17 protein-coding genes are annotated in these 17665 nt (G+C 70.5%); 11 read left to right on the top strand and 6 right to left on the bottom strand.

Features of this window, described 5'->3' with window-relative positions; translation table 11 throughout:
- Positions 1 to 26: 26 nt before the first annotated feature.
- The 5 genes from ACN27D_RS09035 to ACN27D_RS09055 form a co-directional block, all read right to left on the bottom strand.
- Positions 27 to 1772 (bottom strand): ABC transporter substrate-binding protein, encoded by a 1746-nt coding sequence (locus ACN27D_RS09035; protein ID WP_355506369.1) that lies wholly within the window; start codon positions 1770 to 1772, stop codon positions 27 to 29.
- A 107-nt stretch (positions 1773 to 1879) separates the two neighbouring features.
- Complete coding sequence (locus ACN27D_RS09040) at positions 1880 to 2866, bottom strand: ABC transporter permease (protein WP_091422104.1); 987 nt, start codon at positions 2864 to 2866, stop codon at positions 1880 to 1882.
- Positions 2867 to 2879: 13 nt separating this feature from the next.
- A complete protein-coding gene (locus ACN27D_RS09045; protein WP_073828805.1) occupies positions 2880 to 3884 on the bottom strand; it encodes an ABC transporter permease in 1005 nt (334 codons plus the stop codon).
- Positions 3881 to 4903, bottom strand: coding sequence for an ABC transporter ATP-binding protein (locus tag ACN27D_RS09050; protein ID WP_421498903.1), 1023 nt, complete (start codon positions 4901 to 4903; stop codon positions 3881 to 3883). The genes ACN27D_RS09045 and ACN27D_RS09050 overlap by 4 nt, the downstream gene beginning before the upstream one ends.
- The gene (locus ACN27D_RS09055) at positions 4900 to 6003 is read right to left on the bottom strand and encodes an ABC transporter ATP-binding protein (protein ID WP_421498904.1); all 1104 of its coding nucleotides are present in this window, start codon (positions 6001 to 6003) and stop codon (positions 4900 to 4902) included. Before ACN27D_RS09055 ends, ACN27D_RS09050 begins: the two co-directional genes overlap by 4 nt.
- Positions 6004 to 6244: 241 nt before the next feature.
- Here ACN27D_RS09055 and ACN27D_RS09060 point away from each other — a divergent pair, with 241 nt between their 5' ends.
- The 6 genes from ACN27D_RS09060 (at position 6245) to ACN27D_RS09085 (ending at position 13884) form a co-directional block, all read left to right on the top strand.
- Complete coding sequence (locus ACN27D_RS09060; protein WP_421498905.1) at positions 6245 to 6793, top strand: Uma2 family endonuclease; 549 nt, start codon at positions 6245 to 6247, stop codon at positions 6791 to 6793.
- A gap of 148 nt (positions 6794 to 6941) precedes the next feature.
- Positions 6942 to 8378, top strand: a complete 1437-nt coding sequence (locus ACN27D_RS09065; protein ID WP_421498906.1) for a TldD/PmbA family protein — start codon at positions 6942 to 6944, stop codon at positions 8376 to 8378.
- Positions 8375 to 9805 (top strand): TldD/PmbA family protein, encoded by a 1431-nt coding sequence (locus tag ACN27D_RS09070; RefSeq protein WP_421498907.1) that lies wholly within the window; start codon positions 8375 to 8377, stop codon positions 9803 to 9805. The genes ACN27D_RS09065 and ACN27D_RS09070 overlap by 4 nt, the downstream gene beginning before the upstream one ends.
- 227 nt (positions 9806 to 10032) lie before the next feature.
- Positions 10033 to 10854 carry a hypothetical protein gene (locus ACN27D_RS09075; protein WP_121685313.1) on the top strand — a complete coding sequence of 274 codons (822 nt, stop codon included), beginning with the start codon at positions 10033 to 10035 and terminating at the stop codon, positions 10852 to 10854.
- 10 nt (positions 10855 to 10864) lie between these two features.
- Complete coding sequence (locus ACN27D_RS09080; protein WP_421498908.1) at positions 10865 to 12778, top strand: fumarate reductase/succinate dehydrogenase flavoprotein subunit; 1914 nt, start codon at positions 10865 to 10867, stop codon at positions 12776 to 12778.
- Positions 12778 to 13884, top strand: a complete 1107-nt coding sequence (locus ACN27D_RS09085; RefSeq protein WP_358175576.1) for a succinate dehydrogenase/fumarate reductase iron-sulfur subunit — start codon at positions 12778 to 12780, stop codon at positions 13882 to 13884. Before ACN27D_RS09080 ends, ACN27D_RS09085 begins: the two co-directional genes overlap by 1 nt.
- Positions 13885 to 13991: 107 nt before the next feature.
- Here the strand turns inward: ACN27D_RS09085 and ACN27D_RS09090 are convergent, their stop codons facing one another.
- On the bottom strand, positions 13992 to 14378 hold the full coding sequence (locus ACN27D_RS09090) for a (deoxy)nucleoside triphosphate pyrophosphohydrolase (protein WP_421498909.1): 387 nt from the start codon (positions 14376 to 14378) through the stop codon (positions 13992 to 13994).
- Between the two features lie 238 nt (positions 14379 to 14616).
- Between ACN27D_RS09090 and ACN27D_RS09095 the strand changes: the two genes are divergently transcribed.
- The 5 genes from ACN27D_RS09095 to ACN27D_RS09115 all read left to right on the top strand — a co-directional run bounded on the left by ACN27D_RS09095 (position 14617) and on the right by ACN27D_RS09115 (position 17574).
- Complete coding sequence (locus tag ACN27D_RS09095; RefSeq protein WP_018784696.1) at positions 14617 to 14925, top strand: 4a-hydroxytetrahydrobiopterin dehydratase; 309 nt, start codon at positions 14617 to 14619, stop codon at positions 14923 to 14925.
- 32 nt (positions 14926 to 14957) lie between these two features.
- Positions 14958 to 15320: a PH domain-containing protein gene (locus ACN27D_RS09100; protein ID WP_013288454.1), complete on the top strand. Its 363-nt coding sequence runs from the start codon at positions 14958 to 14960 to the stop codon at positions 15318 to 15320.
- Positions 15321 to 15342: 22 nt separating this feature from the next.
- Entirely contained in the window at positions 15343 to 16056 is a 714-nt protein-coding gene (locus ACN27D_RS09105) for a SanA/YdcF family protein (RefSeq protein WP_421498910.1), read from the top strand.
- Between the two features lie 207 nt (positions 16057 to 16263).
- Entirely contained in the window at positions 16264 to 16995 is a 732-nt protein-coding gene (locus ACN27D_RS09110; RefSeq protein WP_421498911.1) for a class I SAM-dependent methyltransferase, read from the top strand.
- Between the two features lie 87 nt (positions 16996 to 17082).
- Positions 17083 to 17574 (top strand): GNAT family N-acetyltransferase, encoded by a 492-nt coding sequence (locus ACN27D_RS09115; RefSeq protein ID WP_252453052.1) that lies wholly within the window; start codon positions 17083 to 17085, stop codon positions 17572 to 17574.
- Positions 17575 to 17665 lie beyond the last annotated feature (91 nt).

A 17665-nucleotide genomic window follows, 5' to 3' on the forward strand; every position in this document is an offset into this window, starting at 1 on the left:
GGCCCTTCCGTCAACCACAGGTGTGGCTACTGCTTGACGTACGCGTTGACGAAGCTGGGCCAGCCGAAGATGCTGCCGATGAAGAGGCCGCCGGCCTTCTCACCGTGGGCCACGGAGACCACCTCGTTGTAGAGCGGCACCGCGGGCGCCGACTCCTTCATCAGCTTCTCGTCCAGCTTGCTCCACTCGTCGGCCTGCTTGGCCGGGTCGAGGGCGAGCACCCGGTCGAACTCGGCGTTGATCGCCTCGCTGTTGAGCTGGGAGGTGTTGCTGTTGCCCTCGGCCTTGAGGCCGCGACCGTCGAAGAGCACCGGCAGGACGGAGGCGCCGCTGGGCCAGTCGGCCGCCCACGAGTCGACCCAGATGTCCCACGGGTTGTCCTTCTTCTTCACGAAGTCGAGGTAGCCGTCGGCGGGGATCGGCTTGACCGTGACCGTGAAGCCGGCCTTCTCCAGCGCGTTCTTGACCTGGGTGGCGGTCTCCTGCTGCCAGGTCTCGTCCCCGGTGCCGAGCACCAGGTTGACCGACTTGCCGCCCAGCGCCTCCTTCGCCTTCGCCGGGTCGCCGCTCTCACCGGCCGGGTACGCGTCGAACTTCTTGTACCCGAGCGTGGTCGGGGGCAGCAGCGTGGTCAGCGGCATGGCGCCGTACGGGCCGCCGAGGTTCTTGGTGATGCTGCTGCGGTCGATCGCGTAGTTGATCGCCTGCCGCACGGACAGGTCGGTGACGCGGGTGGTGTTGATGCTCAGCCGGAACACGTTCGGCGTCGCGGCGACGATCATCCGCGCCTTCAGCGCCGGGTCACCGGTGATCTTCGCGAGCAGTTCGGACGGCACGCCGCCGCTGGCCACCGCCGCCGCGTCGTTGCCGGTGCCGGCGAGGACCCGGTTGGTCTGGGTGTTCTGGTCCGCGCCGAGGGTCCAGACGAACTTGTCCGGGTACGCGTGCCGCACGGCGTCGGTGGCCGGATCCCAGTTCGGGTTGCGCTCCAGCACCATCTCCACACCGGGCTGAATCTTGGTGAACCGGTACGGCCCGGACGAGAACGGCATGTTGTCCAGGTTGACGCCGGTGTCCTTGTCCGGCGGCAGCGGCGCGGTGGCCGGGAGCGACACCGCGAACGGCAGGTCGCAGCGGGGCTTGTTGAACTCGAAGCGCAACGTGCGCGGGTCCGGCGTGGTCAGGCCCGGAGGCAGCGAGGTCTTGTTCTTCTTGAAGTCCCACTTGGTGTCGTACTGCGGGGTGTCGGCCAGCCACTCCTGCAGGTAGGTGGGGCCGCCGGTCAGGTCCGGGTCGAACGAGCGGGCGATGCCGTACGCGATCTCCTTGGAGGTGATCGGGCGGCCGTCCTCGAACTTGACGCCCTCCTTGATCGTGAACTCCCAGACCTTGCAGTCGTTGTTCACGTTCTTGCCGGGCGTCTCGGCCAGGTCGCCGACCAGGGTGACGTTGCCCTTGCCGTCGTCCTTGAAGGTGGTGAGGAAGCGGGCGTAGAGCTGGCTGCCCATCAGGCCGGCGAACGAGTAGACCCGCTGCGGGTCCAGGTGGGAGATCTTGCTCTCCCGCAGGATGTAGAAGGTCCCGCCCTTGGCCGCGCCCGGCACCTCGGCCGCGGGGCCGAGCGAGTCCTTCGGGTCGGTCGCGATGGCGCCGCTGCGGGGCTTGTTCGTGTCCACGCTGTCGCCGCTGTCGCCGGTGTTCTTGCTGCACGCACTGAGGGCGACCACCAGTGCCATCGCGCCGCCCATGGCGGTGGCGAGTCTTGCTCGCATACTCAACTCCTCGGGTCCGATGAAGGAAAGCTTCGCCTAGCTTTCACTCGCGGTAAATTTCGAGCAGATAACGGGGGCACAACGATCGACCACCGGCGACGCCGAGGTCAGCCGAGACGCACCCGGGGATCGATGAACGCGTAGAGCAGATCGACGATGATGTTCGCCACCACCACGAACAACGCCGACACCAGGACCGTGGCCATGATGGTCGGCAGGTCGCCCTGGCGCACCGCCTCCACCGCCGTACGCCCCAGCCCCTGGATGCCGAACGTCGTCTCGGTGATGACGGTGCCGCCCAGCGCCGCGCCGACGTCGATACCGGCGATCGTCACGATCGGCGTGATCGCCGCGCGCAGCGCGTGCCGTCCGTACACCTTGCGTTTCGCCACGCCCTTGGCCCGCGCGGTCCGGACGAAGTCCTCGGAGAGCGTCTCCAGCATCTGCGCCCGGGACAGCCGCGCGTAGATCGCGGAGAAGAGCAACGCGAGCGTCACCCACGCCAGCACCAGGCCACGCGCCCACTCCACCGGGTTCTCCAGGAACGGCACGTACCGGGGTGTCGGCAGGATCTTCAGCGAGTACACGAAGATCAGCAGCAGCACGGCGCCGACGAAGTAGAGCTGCAGCGACGCGAACGTGAGCGTCAGCCCGATCGAGATGCGGTCGAGCAGCGACCCCCGCCGTAGTGCGGAGATCATCCCGAGTCCCACCCCGAGCGCCAGCCAGAGCACCGCCGCCGGAAGCACGATGTTCAGCGTCACCGGCAGCACCCGGGCGAACGTGTCGGTCACCGACTCGCTGTTCACGTAGGAGTAGCCGAGACAGGGCGCCTCGCACTTGCCGCCCTGCGCGCTGCCCAGGTCGCGGCCGACGAAGATGCCCTTCATGTAGTTGACGTACTGCGTCGGCTTCGGGTCGTTGAGCCCCAGCTCCGTACGCACCCGCTCCAGTCGCTCGGCGTTGCAGTTCTTCGGGCACATGCCGGTCACCGGGTCGCGGGGCAGCGCGAAGAACATGAGGAAGCTGACGATGCTCACCGCCAGCAGCACCGAGACGGCGAGCAGCAGCCGCTTCAGCAGGAACCGCACCATGTCGTCGAACCCCTTACCGTGACGACTTCGGGTCGAGCGCGTCGCGCAGCGCGTCGCCGAAGAGGTTGAACGCCAGCACGAGCGCGAAGATGGTGATGCCGGGGAAGAAGACGTACGCCGGGTCGGTCTGCAGGTAGTCGATGCTCCGGTAGATCATCCGGCCGAAGCTCGGCACCGACTCGGGCAGGCCGACGCCGAGGAAGGACAGCGCCGCCTCCCCCGTGACGTACGACGGCACGGCGAGCGAGAACGCCACCAGGATCGGGGCCCAGATGTTCGGCAGCAACTGCCGGAACAGCATGTGCCCGAGCCCGGCGCCGCTGGCCCGCGCCGCCTCCACGAACTCCCGCTCGCGCAGCGAGACCACCTGCCCGCGGACGAGCCGGGCCGTGCCGGTCCAGCCGAACGCGGCGAAGACCACGATCAGCGTGGTCACCGCGAACCACGTCGGCACCGCGTCCCGGGGGCCGTAGAAGCGCAGCGAGAACGTCGGCACCACGGCGAGCGCGAAGATGAGGAACGGCAACGCCAGCGCGACGTCGGTGATCCAGCTGATCACCGAGTCGACCACCCCGCCCAGGAAGCCGGCGACGATCCCGAGCACCACGCCGATCGTCGTGGTGACGAGCGCGGCGCCGAGCGCGATCAGCAGCGACGTCCGGATGCCGTAGATCATCCGGATGAAGATGTCCCGGCCCAGGCCCGGTTCCAGCCCGAACCAGTGGTCGCCGCTGACGCCGCCCACGTAGCCCAGCGGCATGCCGGTGGCGTCCAGCAGCTCACCGAACTGCTGGTTCGGCGACACGCCGTAGAGCCGCTGGATCAGCGGCGCTGCCACCGCCACCAGGATGAACAGGGCCAGCACGATGCCGCTGACCATGGCGGTGCGGTCGCGCCGCAGCCGGGCCCAGACGAGCTGGCCGGGTGAGCGGCCGACGAGCCGCTTCTTCTCGTCCGGCTCCTGCCCGGGGGACTCGATCTCGGCGAGCGCGACACCCTCGACCGGCGACAGGCTCATTTCGACACCTCCACGGGTTCGCCGGTCGGCACGCCGACCGGTCCGCTCTCCGGGTAGTGGCAGGCGGTGAGCTGCCCGCCGCCGTCCCGCGTGACCAGCGCCGGTTCCTCGGTGGCGCAGTGGTCGGTGGCTTTCCAGCAGCGGGTACGGAAGCGGCAGCCCGACGGTGGGTTGAGTGGGGTGGGCACGTCGCCGGTGAGGCGGATGCGTCCGGCGGGTCCGAGGGTGGTGACGTCGGGGATGGCGGACAGCAGGGCCCGGGTGTAGGGGTGCTGGGGGCGGGTGTAGATGGTGTCGCGGTCGCCGATCTCGACGATCTTGCCGAGGTACATGACGGCGACGCGGTGGCAGAAGTGCCGGACGACGGCGAGGTCGTGGGCGATGAACACGAACGCCAGGTCGAGGTCGCGTTGCAGGTCGCGTAGCAGGTTGATGACCTGCGCCTGGATCGACACGTCCAGCGCCGAGACCGGTTCGTCGGCCACGATGAGTTTGGGTTTGAGGGCGAGGGCGCGGGCGATGCCGATGCGCTGGCGTTGCCCGCCGGAGAACTCGTGCGGATACCTGTTGTAGTGCTCCGGGTTCAACCCGACGAGTTCGAGCAGTTCCTGGACGCGGTGTTTGACGCCGCCGGGCGGGGTGATCCGGTTGACCTGCAACGGCATCGCCACGATCCGCCCGACCGTGTGGCGCGGGTTCAACGACGCGTACGGGTCCTGGAAGATGATCTGCAGGTCCTGCCGCAACGCCCGCAACTCACGACGCCCACCGTGGGTGATGTCCCGCCCCGCGAACTCGATCGACCCGGCGGTGGGTTCCAGCAGGCGCACCAGCATCCGCCCGGTCGTGGTCTTCCCACACCCCGACTCCCCCACCAGTCCGAGGGTCTCGCCGGGCCGTACGTCGAAGTCCAGGCCGTCGACCGCCCGCACCGCACCCCGGGCACGCAGACCCTGCCGCACCGGGAAGTGCTTCGTCAGGCCCCGCACCGACAGCAACGGCTCGGTCTCGGTGCTCATCGGGCCACTCCCACCTGGGCGATGTCGTCGCGGTAGATCCGCTCCCGCGCGGCGACCGGCAGGTGACAGGCCACCAGGTGACCCGCCGCCCCCGCCGGAACCAGCTCGGGAACCTCGGTGCGGGACCGGTCACCGTTCACACCGGCCCACCGGCAACGCGGATGAAACGCGCACCCCGACGGCAGGTTGATCAGACTGGGCGGATTACCCGGGATCGGCACCAGGTCCGCATCCGCGTCGCCGTGCAACGACGGCACACTCGACAACAACCCCCACGTGTACGGATGCTGCGGCGCCCGCAACACCCGCTCCACACTCCCGTGCTCCACCGCCCGACCCGCATACATCACCAACACGTCATCAGCCACCTGGCTGACCACACCCAAGTCATGGGTGATCAACACGATCGCCGACCGGAACTCCTCCTGCAGATCACTGAGCAGATCCAGAATCTGCGCCTGCACCGTCACATCCAACGCCGTCGTCGGCTCATCCGCGATCAGCAGATCCGGATCGTTCACCAACGCCATCGCGATCATCGCCCGCTGCCGCATCCCACCCGAGAACTCATGCGGATACTGATCGAACCGCTTCCCCGGCTGCGGAATCCCCACCCGGCCCAACATCTCCACCGCCCGCGTGCGCGCCTCCCGCCGACCCGCCCTCGGGTGATGCACCCGATACGCCTCCGCGATCTGCCGACCCACCGAGTAATACGGATGCAACGCCGACAACGGATCCTGGAAAACCATCGCCATGTCCCGGCCCCGCAGCCGCCGCACCTCCTCCTCACCCAACCCGACCAGCTGACGCCCACCCACCCAGATCTCCCCGGAGATGGCCGTCCGCTTCGCGTTGTGCAGACCCAGGATCGCCAGCGACGTCACGCTCTTACCCGACCCGGACTCCCCCACGATCCCCAGCGTGCGGCCCCGCTCGACCGCGAACGACACCCCGTCCACGGCCCGCACCACACCGTCCTCGGTGTCGAACCGCACCCGCAGATCCCTGACCTGGAGATAGGGCCCGTCGCCGGATCGCTGCTCCGGCACCTCCGGGCGGTCCGGCTCCCCGGACGGCACCGCCTCCGACCTGCCCATTGACCGCCTCCCCTTCGGTGATGAAGAGAACCTACAGCAAACCCTTGGAGGCGAAAATAAGCTACATCGAGCGGTCTGTCAGCGGTGAGAGCGTAACGACTCGGTCTCCCGTCCGCACGCCCCTCACCTGGGACATTCACGGCCACGATTGGGCATCTCGGCCTCGTCGTCGCACCCGGGGGTGCGACCATGGTCCCGGTGACGAAGGGACCATTCCTGTCGGCACGAGGTGGAGGCGACCATGACCGCGGCGGTGTTCGGCCACGACGGCCCGTGGACCGACGAGGAGTACCTCGCCCTCGGCGAGACGCGGCAACGCGTCGAACTCTTCGACGGGAGCCTGCACGTGACACCGGCACCGACTCCGCGGCACCAGCGAATCCAGCGGAACCTCGGCAATCTGCTGGAGGCCGCGACCCAGCACGCCGGCCTGGAACTGCTGGAGACGGTGAACGTCCGGCTCCGGCCAGGCCGCATACCGATTCCCGACCTGGTCGTCACCGAGTCGATCGACTTCGACGAGCCGATGATCGAGGCGCGGGACGTGCGGCTCGTGTGCGAGGTCATCTCACCCGGCAACGCGGCGACCGACAAGGTGCTCAAGATGCACTACTACGCCGCCGCGGGCATCGAGTGGTACCTGCTGGTGGAGCAGGAGACCGGCACGCTGCACCTCCACCGGCGGCAGGGCCGGCACTACCGGGAGGTGTCGGTGACCAAGCCCGGTTCCGTGCTGGAGCTGGCCGAGCCCGTCCGGGCCACGATCCGGCCGGAGGATCTCGTCCCCTGACGGATGTCGGCGCGCTCGCCTAGGGTCGGGCGCATGAGCGAGCGTCAGCGAGCGAATCATCGGGGCGGCGCGAAGGTGCCTCATGCCGGCACGCAGCGCAGCGGAGTGCCGGCATGAGCGAGCGTCAGCAGCGCAGCGGAGTGCCGGCATGAGCGAGTTCGACGCGGCGACCGCCGCCGTCCAGGCCGCTCTCGACGCGGGCGCCCGGTACGCGGACGCCCGGGTCATGCACCGCCGCTACGAGTCGATGTCGGCCCGCAACGGCGACATCGAGGAGCTGAGCCAGGACGAGAGCATCGGGCTGGGCGTACGCGCGCTCGTCGGATCGGGATGGGGCTTCCACGCCGTACCCGATCTGTCCGACGCCGCGGCCCGCGACGCCGGCCGGCGCGCCGCGGCGATCGCCACCGCGAGCGCGCGGGTTCCCGGCCCGCCGATCGACCTGGTGCCGGTCGAGGCGACGGTGGCGACCTGGGCCTCGGACTGCGCGGTCGACCCGCTCGTCGTGCCGCTGTCGGACAAGGGCGACCTGCTGGTCCGCGCCACGGCGACGATGCGCGAGCACGGTGCCGACCTGGCCGAGGGGCTCTACCAGATCTGGGACACCTCGAAGTGGTTCGTCTCCAGCGAGGGCCACCGGATCGACCAACGCATCCGGGAGTGCGGTGGCGGCATCTCGGCCACCTCCATCGGTGACGGCGAGACGCAGCGCCGGTCCTACCCGAGCTACCGCGGGCAGTACGGCACCACCGGCTGGGAGCTGGTCACCTCGCTCGACCTGGCCGCGCACGCCGCCCGCATCGCCGAGGAGTCCCGGGAGCTGCTCACCGCGCCGCTCTGCCCGGCCGGCGAGACCGACCTGATCCTCGGCGGCGAGCAGCTCGCGTTGCAGATCCACGAGTCGGTCGGGCACGCCATCGAGCTGGACCGCATCCTCGGCTGGGAGGCGGCGTTCGCCGGCACGTCCTGGCTCGACCTGGCCCGGCTCGGCTCGCTGCGCTACGGCTCCGAGCTGATGAACGTGACGATCGACCCGACCATCCCGGGTGCGCTGGGCAGCTTCGGCTACGACGACGAGGGTTCGCCGGCGGTCGCCCGGGACGCGGTCCGCGAGGGGCGGTGGGTCGGGGTGCTCGCCGGCCGTGACTCGGCCGCCGTCGCGGGCCTTGACCACGGCGGCAGCGTACGGGCGGACGGCTGGGCGCGGCTGCCGATGGTGCGGATGACGAACGTGGGCCTGGAACCCGGCCCGCACACGCTCGACGAGATCGTCGCGGCCACCGACGACGGGGTGCTGATGGACATCAACCGGTCCTGGTCGATCGACGACAAGCGGCTCAACTTCCAGTTCGGCTGCGAGGTCGGCTGGGAGGTGAAGAAGGGCCGCCGGGGGCGGATGCTGCGCAACCCGACCTACACCGGCATCGGCCCGGTCTTCTGGCGCTCGATGGACATGCTCTCCTCGGAGACAGTCGCCTGGGGCACGCCCAACTGCGGGAAGGGGCAGCCCGGGCAGGTCGGGCACACCGGCCACCCGGCCGCACCGGCCCGGTTCCGCGGCGTCCGGGTAGGAGTGCGGGCATGAAGCGGAGTGCCGGCATGAGCGCCGAACTGGAGATCGCCGCCGGGGTGGTGGACCTGGTCCGGCACACGGCCGGTCCGGCCGCCGAGGCCGAGGTGCTGGTGACCCGCTCCGACCTGGCGCTGACCCGGTTCGCCAACTCGTTCATCCACCAGAACGTGTCCGAGACCGGCGTCGCCGTACATCTGCGGTTGCACGTGGACGGGCGGACCGTGACCGGCAGCGGCAGCCGGGTGGACGCCGACGGCCTGGCCGCGCTCGTCGAGCGGACCCGGGCCGCGGCCCGGCTCGCGCCGCCCGACCCGGCCTGGCCGGGACTCACCGCGCCGGTGCCCGTGCCGTCCGGCCCGGCCGTGGACGAGGCCACCGCGTTCGCCTCGCCGGACGAGAGGGCCGAGCGGGTACGCGCGTTCGTCGAGGCGGTGGAGGGGCTGGAGGCGGCCGGCTACTGCCGCACCGCGTACCGGTCGGGGGCGTTCGCCAACTCCGCCGGGCACACGGCTGTGGGCCGGGCGGCCGAGGCGGCGATGGACGGCATCGCGCGTGCCGGCGGCGCCGACGGGGTGGCGCGGCTCTGCGCGGACCGGCTGGCCGATCTCGACGGCGCGGCGCTCGGCGCCCGCGCGGCGGCGAAGGCGCGCGCCGCGGCCGACCCGGTCGAGCTGCCGCCCGGGCACTACGAGGTGGTGCTCGAACCGGCCGCCGTGGCCGACCTGCTGCACAACCTGGCCTGGTACGGCTTCAACGGCAAGCGGTACGCCGAACGGCAGTCCTTCGCCGAGCCGGGCACGGCACAGTTCGACCCTTCGGTGACGCTGGTGGACGACCCACTGCACGCGAGCACGCTGCCGTTCGACCTGGAGGGCACGCCAAGGCGGGCGTTGCCGCTGGTCGAGGGCGGCACCACCGGCGCGGTGGCGTACGACAGGCGTGCCGGTGCCGAGGCGGGCACCGGGTCCACCGGGCACGGCATGCCGGACAGCGCGACGTTCGGGCCGATCCCGCACAACATCCGCCTGCTGACGGGCACGACCGACGCGGGCGTGGCCGGCGCGGCCGTCGCCGCCGGAGCGGTGAGCGCGGGCGTGACCGGGGCGGTGGGCGACCCGGACACCGCCGCGCTGGTGGCCGGGATGCGGCGCGGGCTGCTGGTGAGCGACTTCTGGTACACGCGGGTGCTGGACCCGAAGCAACTGGTGATCACCGGGCTGACCCGCAACGGGGTGTGGCTGGTCGAGGACGGCGTGCCGACCCGGGCGGTACGCGACTTCAGGTTCACCGAGTCGTACCCCCGGGCGCTGGGGCCGGGCCGGGTGCTCGGCCTGGGCCGGACGGCGGTCCGCCAGCCGGGCCGCGTCGACGGGTCCTGGTACGAGGGTCCGGCGCTCCGGCTGTCCTCCTGGCACTTCACCGGCGGCGCGTCCGGGTGACCCGGTGCGCCGCCGGGCGCGCCACGCCACCGGTCGGCGCACCGTTCGATCGACCCGCCACATTGATCATGAACTGACTCTTTCCAAGCTGCGGGACACACGGGACACTGCGTTGCGCGGCCGGGCCGTGAAGATCGGCGTAACGTGTGTCACTTAGCCGCACCGGTTCGCCGGTGTGGCCTCGCGCGTGCGCAGGACGTGACAGTGACGTCAGGGAGATGACTCGAATGACAACTACGTCGGCCAGGACGCCGAGACCGCAGCCGCGGGGAGGGCGGGCACGCGCCGCAATCGCGGCGAAGACGTTGCGGACCGACAGATGGTGGATCGCCCCGCTGATCACAGTGGTGGGACTCAGCGCGTGGGTCATCTACGCGACGGTCCGGGTCTTCATGCACAAGTGGTACTGGGTGGAGCAGTACCACTACCTGACGCCGTTCTACTCCCCCTGCGTCACCGACCGCTGTGTCGAGGGCTCCTCGCACTTCGGCCAGTTCCTGCCCGGCTGGTGGATCATCCCGGACGCGGCGCTCACCCTGCCGTTCCTGCTGCTGTTCCGCCTGACCTGCTACTACTACCGCAAGGCGTACTACCGGTCGTTCTGGCTGTCTCCGCCGGCCTGCGCGGTGCCGGACGGGCACCAGTCGTACAGCGGCGAGACGCGGTTCCCGCTGCTCGGGCAGAACCTGCACCGCTACTTCTTCTACGCCGCCGCGATCATCTCGCTGATCAACACCTGGGACGCGGTCCTGGCCTTCCACTCCCCCGAGGGCTTCGGCTTCGGCCTGGGCAACATCATCCTGATCGGCAACGTGGTGATGCTGTGGGCGTACACGATCTCCTGCCACTCCTGCCGGCACATCATCGGCGGGCGGCTCAAGCACTTCTCCAAGCACCCGATGCGCTACAAGGCGTGGACCGGGGTGTCCTGGTTGAACGTCCGGCACATGCAGCTCGCCTGGATCACCCTCGGCACCCTGGCACTCACCGACTTCTACGTGATGGCGGTCGCCGCCGGCTGGATCAACGACCTGCGGTTCATCAACTGAGAGCCTGGACATGACTGAGACGCGAATCGAACGACACCACTACGACGTCGTCGTGATCGGGGCCGGTGGCGCCGGCCTGCGCGCGGCGATCGAGGCCCGGCTGGCCGGCAAGAAGACCGCGATCATCTCGAAGTCGCTGTTCGGCAAGGCGCACACGGTGATGGCCGAGGGCGGCGCCGCCGCCGCGATGGGCAACGTGAACTCGCGCGACAACTGGCAGGTGCACTTCCGGGACACCATGCGCGGCGGCAAGTTCCTCAACAACTTCCGGATGGCCGAGCTGCACGCCAAGGAGGCGCCGCAGCGGATCTGGGAGCTGGAGACGTACGGCGCGCTGTTCGACCGCACCAAGGACGGGAAGATCTCGCAGCGCAACTTCGGTGGCCACGAGTACCCGCGCCTGGCGCACGTCGGCGACCGGACCGGCCTGGAGCTGATCCGCACGCTCCAGCAGAAGATCGTCTCGCTCCAGCAGGAGGACAAGCAGGAGTTCGGCAGCTACGACGCGCGGATCCGGGTCTTCTCCGAGACCACTATCACCGAGCTGCTGCTCGACGGCGACCGCGTCGCCGGCGCGTTCGGCTACTACCGCGAGTCCGGCGAGTTCGTCCTGTTCGAGGCGCCCGCGGTGGTGCTGGCCACCGGCGGCGTCGGACGGTCCTACAAGGTCACCTCGAACTCGTGGGAGTACACCGGCGACGGCCACGCGCTGGCGCTACGCGCCGGGGCCACGCTGATCAACATGGAGTTCCTCCAGTTCCACCCGACCGGCATGGTCTGGCCGCCCTCGGTGAAGGGCATCCTGGTCACCGAGTCGGTGCGCGGTGACGGCGGCGTGCTGAAGAACTCCGAGGGCAAGCGGTTCATGTTCGACTACGTCCCGGACGTGTTCCGCAAGCAGTACGCGGAGACCGAGGAGGAGGCGGACCGCTGGTACACCGACCCGGACAACAACCGGCGCCCGCCGGAGCTGCTGCCCCGCGACGAGGTCGCCCGCGCCATCAACAGCGAGGTCAAGGAAGGCCGGGGTACGCCGGCCGGCGGCGTCTACCTGGACATCGCCTCCCGTAAGTCGGCCGACGAGATCCGCCGCCGCCTCCCGTCGATGTACCACCAGTTCAAGGAACTGGCCGACGTCGACATCACCAAGGAGCCGATGGAGGTCGGCCCGACCTGTCACTACGTGATGGGCGGCGTCGAGGTGGACCCGGACTCCGGCGCGGCGTACGGCACGGTGCGCGGGCTCTACGCCGCCGGTGAGGTGTCCGGCGGCATGCACGGCTCCAACCGGCTCGGCGGCAACTCCCTGTCCGACCTGCTGGTCTTCGGCAAGCGCGCGGGCGGGCACGCCGCCACGTACACCGATCAGCTCACCACCCGCCCGGCGGTGTCGGTGGCGGCGGTGGAGGCCGCCGTGGAGACGGCGCTGGCGCCGTTGCAGCGGGACACCGGGGAGAGCCCGTACCAGCTCCAGCAGGACCTCCAGGTGGTCATGGGCGACCTGGTCGGGATCATCCGGCGCGAGGGCGAGCTCGCCGACGCCATGCGCAGACTGGCCGAGCTGCGGGAGCGGGTGGCGAAGGTGAGCGCGGCCGGCGGCCGGCGCTACAACCCGGGCTGGCACCTGGCGCTGGACCTGCGCAACATGCTCGTGGTGTCGGAGTGCACCGCGATGGCGGCGCTGGAGCGGCAGGAGTCACGCGGCGGGCACACCCGGGAGGACTACCCGGCGATGGACCCGAAGTGGCGGCGGGTCAACCTGGTCTGCTCGCTGGACGGGGACACGGTCCGGCTGACCCACAAGCCGCTGCCGAAGATGCGGCCGGAGCTGGTCGGGCTGTTCGACCGGGCCGAGCTGGCCAAGTACCTGACCGACGAGGAACTCGCCGAGTTCGACGCCCTCACCGAGGAGGCGAACAACTGATGGGAAGTAAGCGCCAGTTCCGCATCTGGCGGGGCGACGAGACCGGCGGCGACCTGAAGGACTACGCGGTCGAGGTGAACGAGGGCGAGGTGGTCCTCGACGTGATCCACCGCCTCCAGGCCACCGAGGCCCCGGACCTGGCGTGCCGGTGGAACTGCAAGGCCGGCAAGTGCGGCTCCTGCTCCATGGAGATCAACGGCAAGCCGCGGCTGGGCTGCATGACGCGGATGTCGACGTTCGAGGAGTCCGAGACCGTCACTGTCACCCCGTTGCGCACCTTCCCGGTGATCCGGGACCTGGTCACCGACGTCTCGTTCAACTACGAGAAGGCCCGGGAGACCCCGGCGTTCGCGCCGCCGGCCGACGTGGCGCCCGGCGACTACCGGATGCAGCAGGTCGACGTCGAGCGCTCGCAGGAGTTCCGCAAGTGCATCGAGTGCTTCCTGTGCCAGAACGTCTGCCACGTGATCCGTGACCACGACGAGAACAAGCCGGCGTTCTCCGGCCCCCGGTACTTCATCCGGGCGGCCGAGCTGGACATGCACCCGCTCGACGCGCGCACCGACCGCCGGGAGTACGCGCAGTCGGACATGGGACTCGGATTCTGCAACATCACCAAGTGCTGCACCGAGGTCTGCCCCGAGCACATCAAGATCACCGACAACGGGATCATCCCCATGAAGGAACGGGTCGTCGACCGCAGGTACGATCCCCTTGTGTGGCTCGGTAACAAGATCTTCCGGAGGGGTCAGGTGCCTCAGACCAGCGCGACCAGCGGGCATTCGAGTGGTGCCGTCACGTCCGGAGGGGCGCACGGCGGGGCGCACGCGCACGGCGGCGGTTCGCACGCCGGCGGGGTGCACTCGCACGCGGGCGGCTCGCACGACAGCGCCGCCGAGCGTCAGGCCCAGCAGGGCGTCAACTGGCACCGCGAGGTGCCGCACCCGACCGCCCCGGCGGTGGACGCCAACGGCAAGCTGCCGCTGACCGAGCTGACGTTCAACAAGGCCGCCGCGCCGTCGCCGTTCGGCGACGACGTGACGTTCCCGCTGCCGCCGGAGCACCTCAACTTCGCTCACCCGCAGCAGGACGAGCCGAAGCACTGAACAGCAGCGCGACGATGACGGGGGCCGGCGGCACGAGCCGCGGGCCCTCGTCTCTTTTCTGCCGGGCTGTCCGGTTCACCGGACGGCCCGGCTCGCGCCGCGGTCGTTCAGGGGGTGTCGAGCAGGGGGCGAAGCGCGGCCACGATCGGCACGTCGGCCGGCAGCCAGTCGACGCTGTCCAGCTCGGCGGCGGACAGCCAGCGCAGCGCGGCGTGCTCCAGCGCCTTGGGCTCGTCGCCGTGCAGCAGGCGGGCGGCGTAGACGCGCAGCACGGACCGGCCGTGCGCCATCCGTACGTCCCGGCCGACGCGCGCGCCGACCGCCACCCGTACGCCCAGCTCCTCGATGCACTCCCGGGCCAGCGCGTCGGTCTCGGCCTCGCCCGGCTCGACCTTTCCGCCCGGGAACTCCCAGCGCCCCGCCACCTCGGGAGGCGCGGAGCGCTCGCATGCCAGCACCCGGCCACCCTCGATGATCGCCGCCCCGACGACCACCCTCGGCTCCCGCCGGTCGGCCTGCCCGCTTCCGCTAACCCGTTCGGTCCGCACGGGCCACCAGCGTGCCAGATCAATCGGCGGTTTGGGTAGCTGCGTCGGCCGTCAGGTCAACAGAACACGGAAGTGTGGGCGTGGACACACCATCTGAGTGGCGAGAGACTAGAGGGCGTCGACTGGGACACGGGATGGCGACGATTTGGCCACAAGCCGGCAACGACGCCTGGGAGGTGCGGTGATGCGCGTGCTGTTCAGCGGCCGGGCGAAGCACGACTATCTCAGCGACGCACTGGCCCTACTGTCCGGATGGACGCGCGAGGGCGAACAGATCCGCCGCACCATCGTCCTCGACGACACCCAGCACGCCGCGCTCACCGAGCGGGTGGCGGTGGTTGCCGACGCGCTGCGGCTGCGCCCCGAGATCAGCCGCCGGGCCGACCGTACCCAGATCAGGCTCGGACACGGCGACGGCGAGCCGCTCACCGAGGGTGAGGTGCTGCTGGCCGCACGCATCGAGGACGCGGTCCGCGCGGTCACCGAGCCCTGACCGGCTGGCACGCCCCGCCTACCCTCGGGTGCATGTCTGGCCCCACGTACGACCGCAAGGAACAGTTCCAGCAGATCCAGAGCGGGTTGCTGCCCGGTGAGCAGATCATCGCCGTCTACGACGCGGTGGGCACCGGCACCGGCTTCATCGGCCTGACCGACCGGCGGGTGATCATTCAGGACCGCTCCTTCGTCGGCAAGCGGTACGCGATCACCAGCATCCCGTACTCGAAGATCACCAGCGTGAGCGTGGTGAGCAACAAGTCCTGGGGTGGCTCGTTCTTCTCCACCGGGTCGATCGCCGTGCACGTCGGCACGCACACCTACGAGGTCGAGTTCCGGGGCGCACAGAAGAGCCACCACGTGCACAACGTGATCCTGCACCACATCTCCTGACCCGCCTGGCACAATCGCCGCCATGCGAGGGCTGACGGCGCGGTGGCGGGCCTGGCGGGGCGACCATCGGCGGGCCGTACGCCTGCTCCGCCGTCTCCTGGTGCTCGCCACGGCCGCCGTGGTGCTGCTGGGCGCCGCCACGATCGCCAGCGTGACCTGGGTCCGCCACGCCGCCGAGGGTCGCGTGTTCGCCGCCGCGGACGTGCCCGAGACGCCGGTGGCCCTGGTGCTGGGCACCAAGGTGGAGCCGGACGGCACGCCGGCGCCGTTCCTCGCCGGCCGGCTGGAGATCGCCCGCCAGTTGTACGCCGCCGGCAAGGTCGAGGTGCTCCTGCTGTCCGGCGACCACATGGACTGGGACTACGACGAGCCGGACGCGATGCGGCGCTGGCTCGTCGAGCGGGGCGTACCGGCCGAGAAGACGGTGCTGGACCACGCCGGGTTCGACACGTACGACTCGTGCGTCCGCGCGCACCGCGTCTTCGGGGTCCGGCGGGCCACAGTGGTCACCCAGTCGTTCCACCTGCCGCGCGCGGTGGCGCTCTGCCGGGACGCCGGCATCGAGGCCGTCGGCGTCGGCGACGACACCGCCCGCCGGTACGCCGACCAGTGGCGGATCAGCTCCACCCGGGAGTACGGGGCGTGCGTGAAGGCCGCCGTGGACGTGCTCACCGGGCGTGACCCGGTGCACCTCGGCCGCCGGGAGACCGGCGTGGACGACGCGCTGCGGGCGTAATCCGGTTGTCTCCCCCGCACGACCGCTGGTCTGCTGAACGCCTCGAAGCCGACCGGAGGGAGCACCGCCATGCCACACGCTGCGAAGCCCAGCCGACCCGTCGTCATCCCATCCGAAACGAGGCTTCGTCTTGTCGTACCCCATTTCGGCGGAGGTCACTGACCTCGCGCCGCGTCGCGTTCCGTCCACCCGGCGGGAGGGCGCGTGATGTCCGTCTTCGACGATCCCGGCCTGTTCGGCCGGCTCTGGGCCGCCACCTACGACGGCCCCGGCAATCCCGACCCGGCCCCGGCCGTCGACTTTCTCGCGCCGCTGGCCGACGGCGGCCCGGTGCTCGAACTGGCTGTGGGCACCGGCCGGGTGGCCCTGCCGCTGGCCGCCCGCGGCATCGCCGTGGAGGGTGTCGAGGCGTCCCCCGAGATGGTCGCGCACCTGCGCGCCAAGCCGGGCGGCGCGGACATGCCCGTCACCGTCGGCGACATGGCGGACGTCCCGGTCGCCGGGCCGTACCGTCTGGTCTTCCTGGTGTTCAACACGCTGTTCAACCTGGTCTCGGAGGAGCGCCAGGCGGCGTGCTTCCGCAACGTCGCCCGGGTGCTCGTGCCCGGCGGGGCGTTCGTCATCGAGACCTTCGTGCCCGACCCGGCGGACTTCGACCGGGACGAGCAGGTCCAGGTGCGGGAGGTGACCGAGGACTCGGCCACCATCCGCATGCACCGGTACGACCGGTCGGCGCAGACGTTCGTGCGCCAGACCGTCACGTTCGACGCCCACGGCGTGCACCTCAAGCCGTTCGCCATGCGGTACGCCTGGCCGGAGCAGATCGACGAGCTGGCGGAGCGGGCCGGGTTGCGGCTCACCGAGCGGTACGCCGACTGGGACCGGTCGCCGTTCGACGCGGACAGCCGCTCGCACATCTCCGTCTACCGGCGGCGGTAGCGCTCAGACCGAGGGGCCGGGCATCCGTCCCGGCCCCTCGGTCGCGCGACTACGCTGACGACCGCCGGGTCCGGACAGGAGGGGCCGATGACAGTCACCGTCGCCGCCATGGACGACTCGCACGCCGACGCCGTGCTGGAGATCTACCGCCTCGGCATCGCCGAGGGCAACGCCACGTTCGAGACCGAGCCGCCGGACTGGACGCGCTTCACCGCCACCCGCCTGCCCGGCCACCGCTGGGTGGCGCTCGACGAGGCCGGCGACGTGCTCGGCTGGGTGGCCTGCTCGGCGGTCTCCGACCGCTGCGTCTACGCCGGCGTGGTGGAGCACTCCGTCTACGTGCACCCGCGGGGGCGCGGGCGCGGGGTCGGCCGGGCCCTGCTGGACGCGCTGATCGCCTCCACCGAGGCGGCCGGGATCTGGACCATCCAGTCCGGCGTGTTCCCGGAGAACACCGCGAGCCTCGCGCTGCACGCGGCGTGCGGCTTCCGCGTCGTCGGCACCCGCGAGCGGGTGGGCCGCCACCACGGCACCTGGCGAGACGTGACCCTGATCGAACGCCGCAGCCCCGAGATCTGACCTCCTCCCCGCCCCGCCTTCACCCCCGGTTCGCCCCGGTGATCAAGGAGTTTGTGTCTGGTCGGGGCGGCCTGGGTGACACGAACTCCTT

Origin of the sequence: Micromonospora sp. WMMD1274 (assembly GCF_049179035.1) — a bacterium.
GTDB lineage: Bacteria > Actinomycetota > Actinomycetes > Mycobacteriales > Micromonosporaceae > Micromonospora > Micromonospora tulbaghiae.

Bases quoted from the DNA above. Each gene is read 5' to 3' on its own strand.
- ACN27D_RS09070 (WP_421498907.1), top strand. From the start codon at position 8,375: ATGAAGCGGAGTGCCGGCATGAGCGCCGAACTGGAGATCGCCGCCGGG.
- ACN27D_RS09080 (WP_421498908.1), top strand. From the start codon at position 10,865: ATGACTGAGACGCGAATCGAACGACACCACTACGACGTCGTCGTGATC.
- ACN27D_RS09095 (WP_018784696.1), top strand. From the start codon at position 14,617: ATGCGCGTGCTGTTCAGCGGCCGGGCGAAGCACGACTATCTCAGCGAC.
- ACN27D_RS09065 (WP_421498906.1), top strand. From the start codon at position 6,942: ATGAGCGAGTTCGACGCGGCGACCGCCGCCGTCCAGGCCGCTCTCGAC.
- ACN27D_RS09050 (WP_421498903.1), bottom strand. From the start codon at position 4,903: ATGAGCACCGAGACCGAGCCGTTGCTGTCGGTGCGGGGCCTGACGAAG.
- ACN27D_RS09055 (WP_421498904.1), bottom strand. From the start codon at position 6,003: ATGGGCAGGTCGGAGGCGGTGCCGTCCGGGGAGCCGGACCGCCCGGAG.
- ACN27D_RS09115 (WP_252453052.1), top strand. From the start codon at position 17,083: ATGACAGTCACCGTCGCCGCCATGGACGACTCGCACGCCGACGCCGTG.
- ACN27D_RS09085 (WP_358175576.1), top strand. From the start codon at position 12,778: ATGGGAAGTAAGCGCCAGTTCCGCATCTGGCGGGGCGACGAGACCGGC.
- ACN27D_RS09040 (WP_091422104.1), bottom strand. From the start codon at position 2,866: ATGGTGCGGTTCCTGCTGAAGCGGCTGCTGCTCGCCGTCTCGGTGCTG.
- ACN27D_RS09035 (WP_355506369.1), bottom strand. From the start codon at position 1,772: ATGCGAGCAAGACTCGCCACCGCCATGGGCGGCGCGATGGCACTGGTG.
- ACN27D_RS09105 (WP_421498910.1), top strand. From the start codon at position 15,343: ATGCGAGGGCTGACGGCGCGGTGGCGGGCCTGGCGGGGCGACCATCGG.
- ACN27D_RS09045 (WP_073828805.1), bottom strand. From the start codon at position 3,884: ATGAGCCTGTCGCCGGTCGAGGGTGTCGCGCTCGCCGAGATCGAGTCC.
- ACN27D_RS09110 (WP_421498911.1), top strand. From the start codon at position 16,264: ATGTCCGTCTTCGACGATCCCGGCCTGTTCGGCCGGCTCTGGGCCGCC.
- ACN27D_RS09100 (WP_013288454.1), top strand. From the start codon at position 14,958: ATGTCTGGCCCCACGTACGACCGCAAGGAACAGTTCCAGCAGATCCAG.
- ACN27D_RS09060 (WP_421498905.1), top strand. From the start codon at position 6,245: ATGACCGCGGCGGTGTTCGGCCACGACGGCCCGTGGACCGACGAGGAG.
- ACN27D_RS09075 (WP_121685313.1), top strand. From the start codon at position 10,033: ATGACAACTACGTCGGCCAGGACGCCGAGACCGCAGCCGCGGGGAGGG.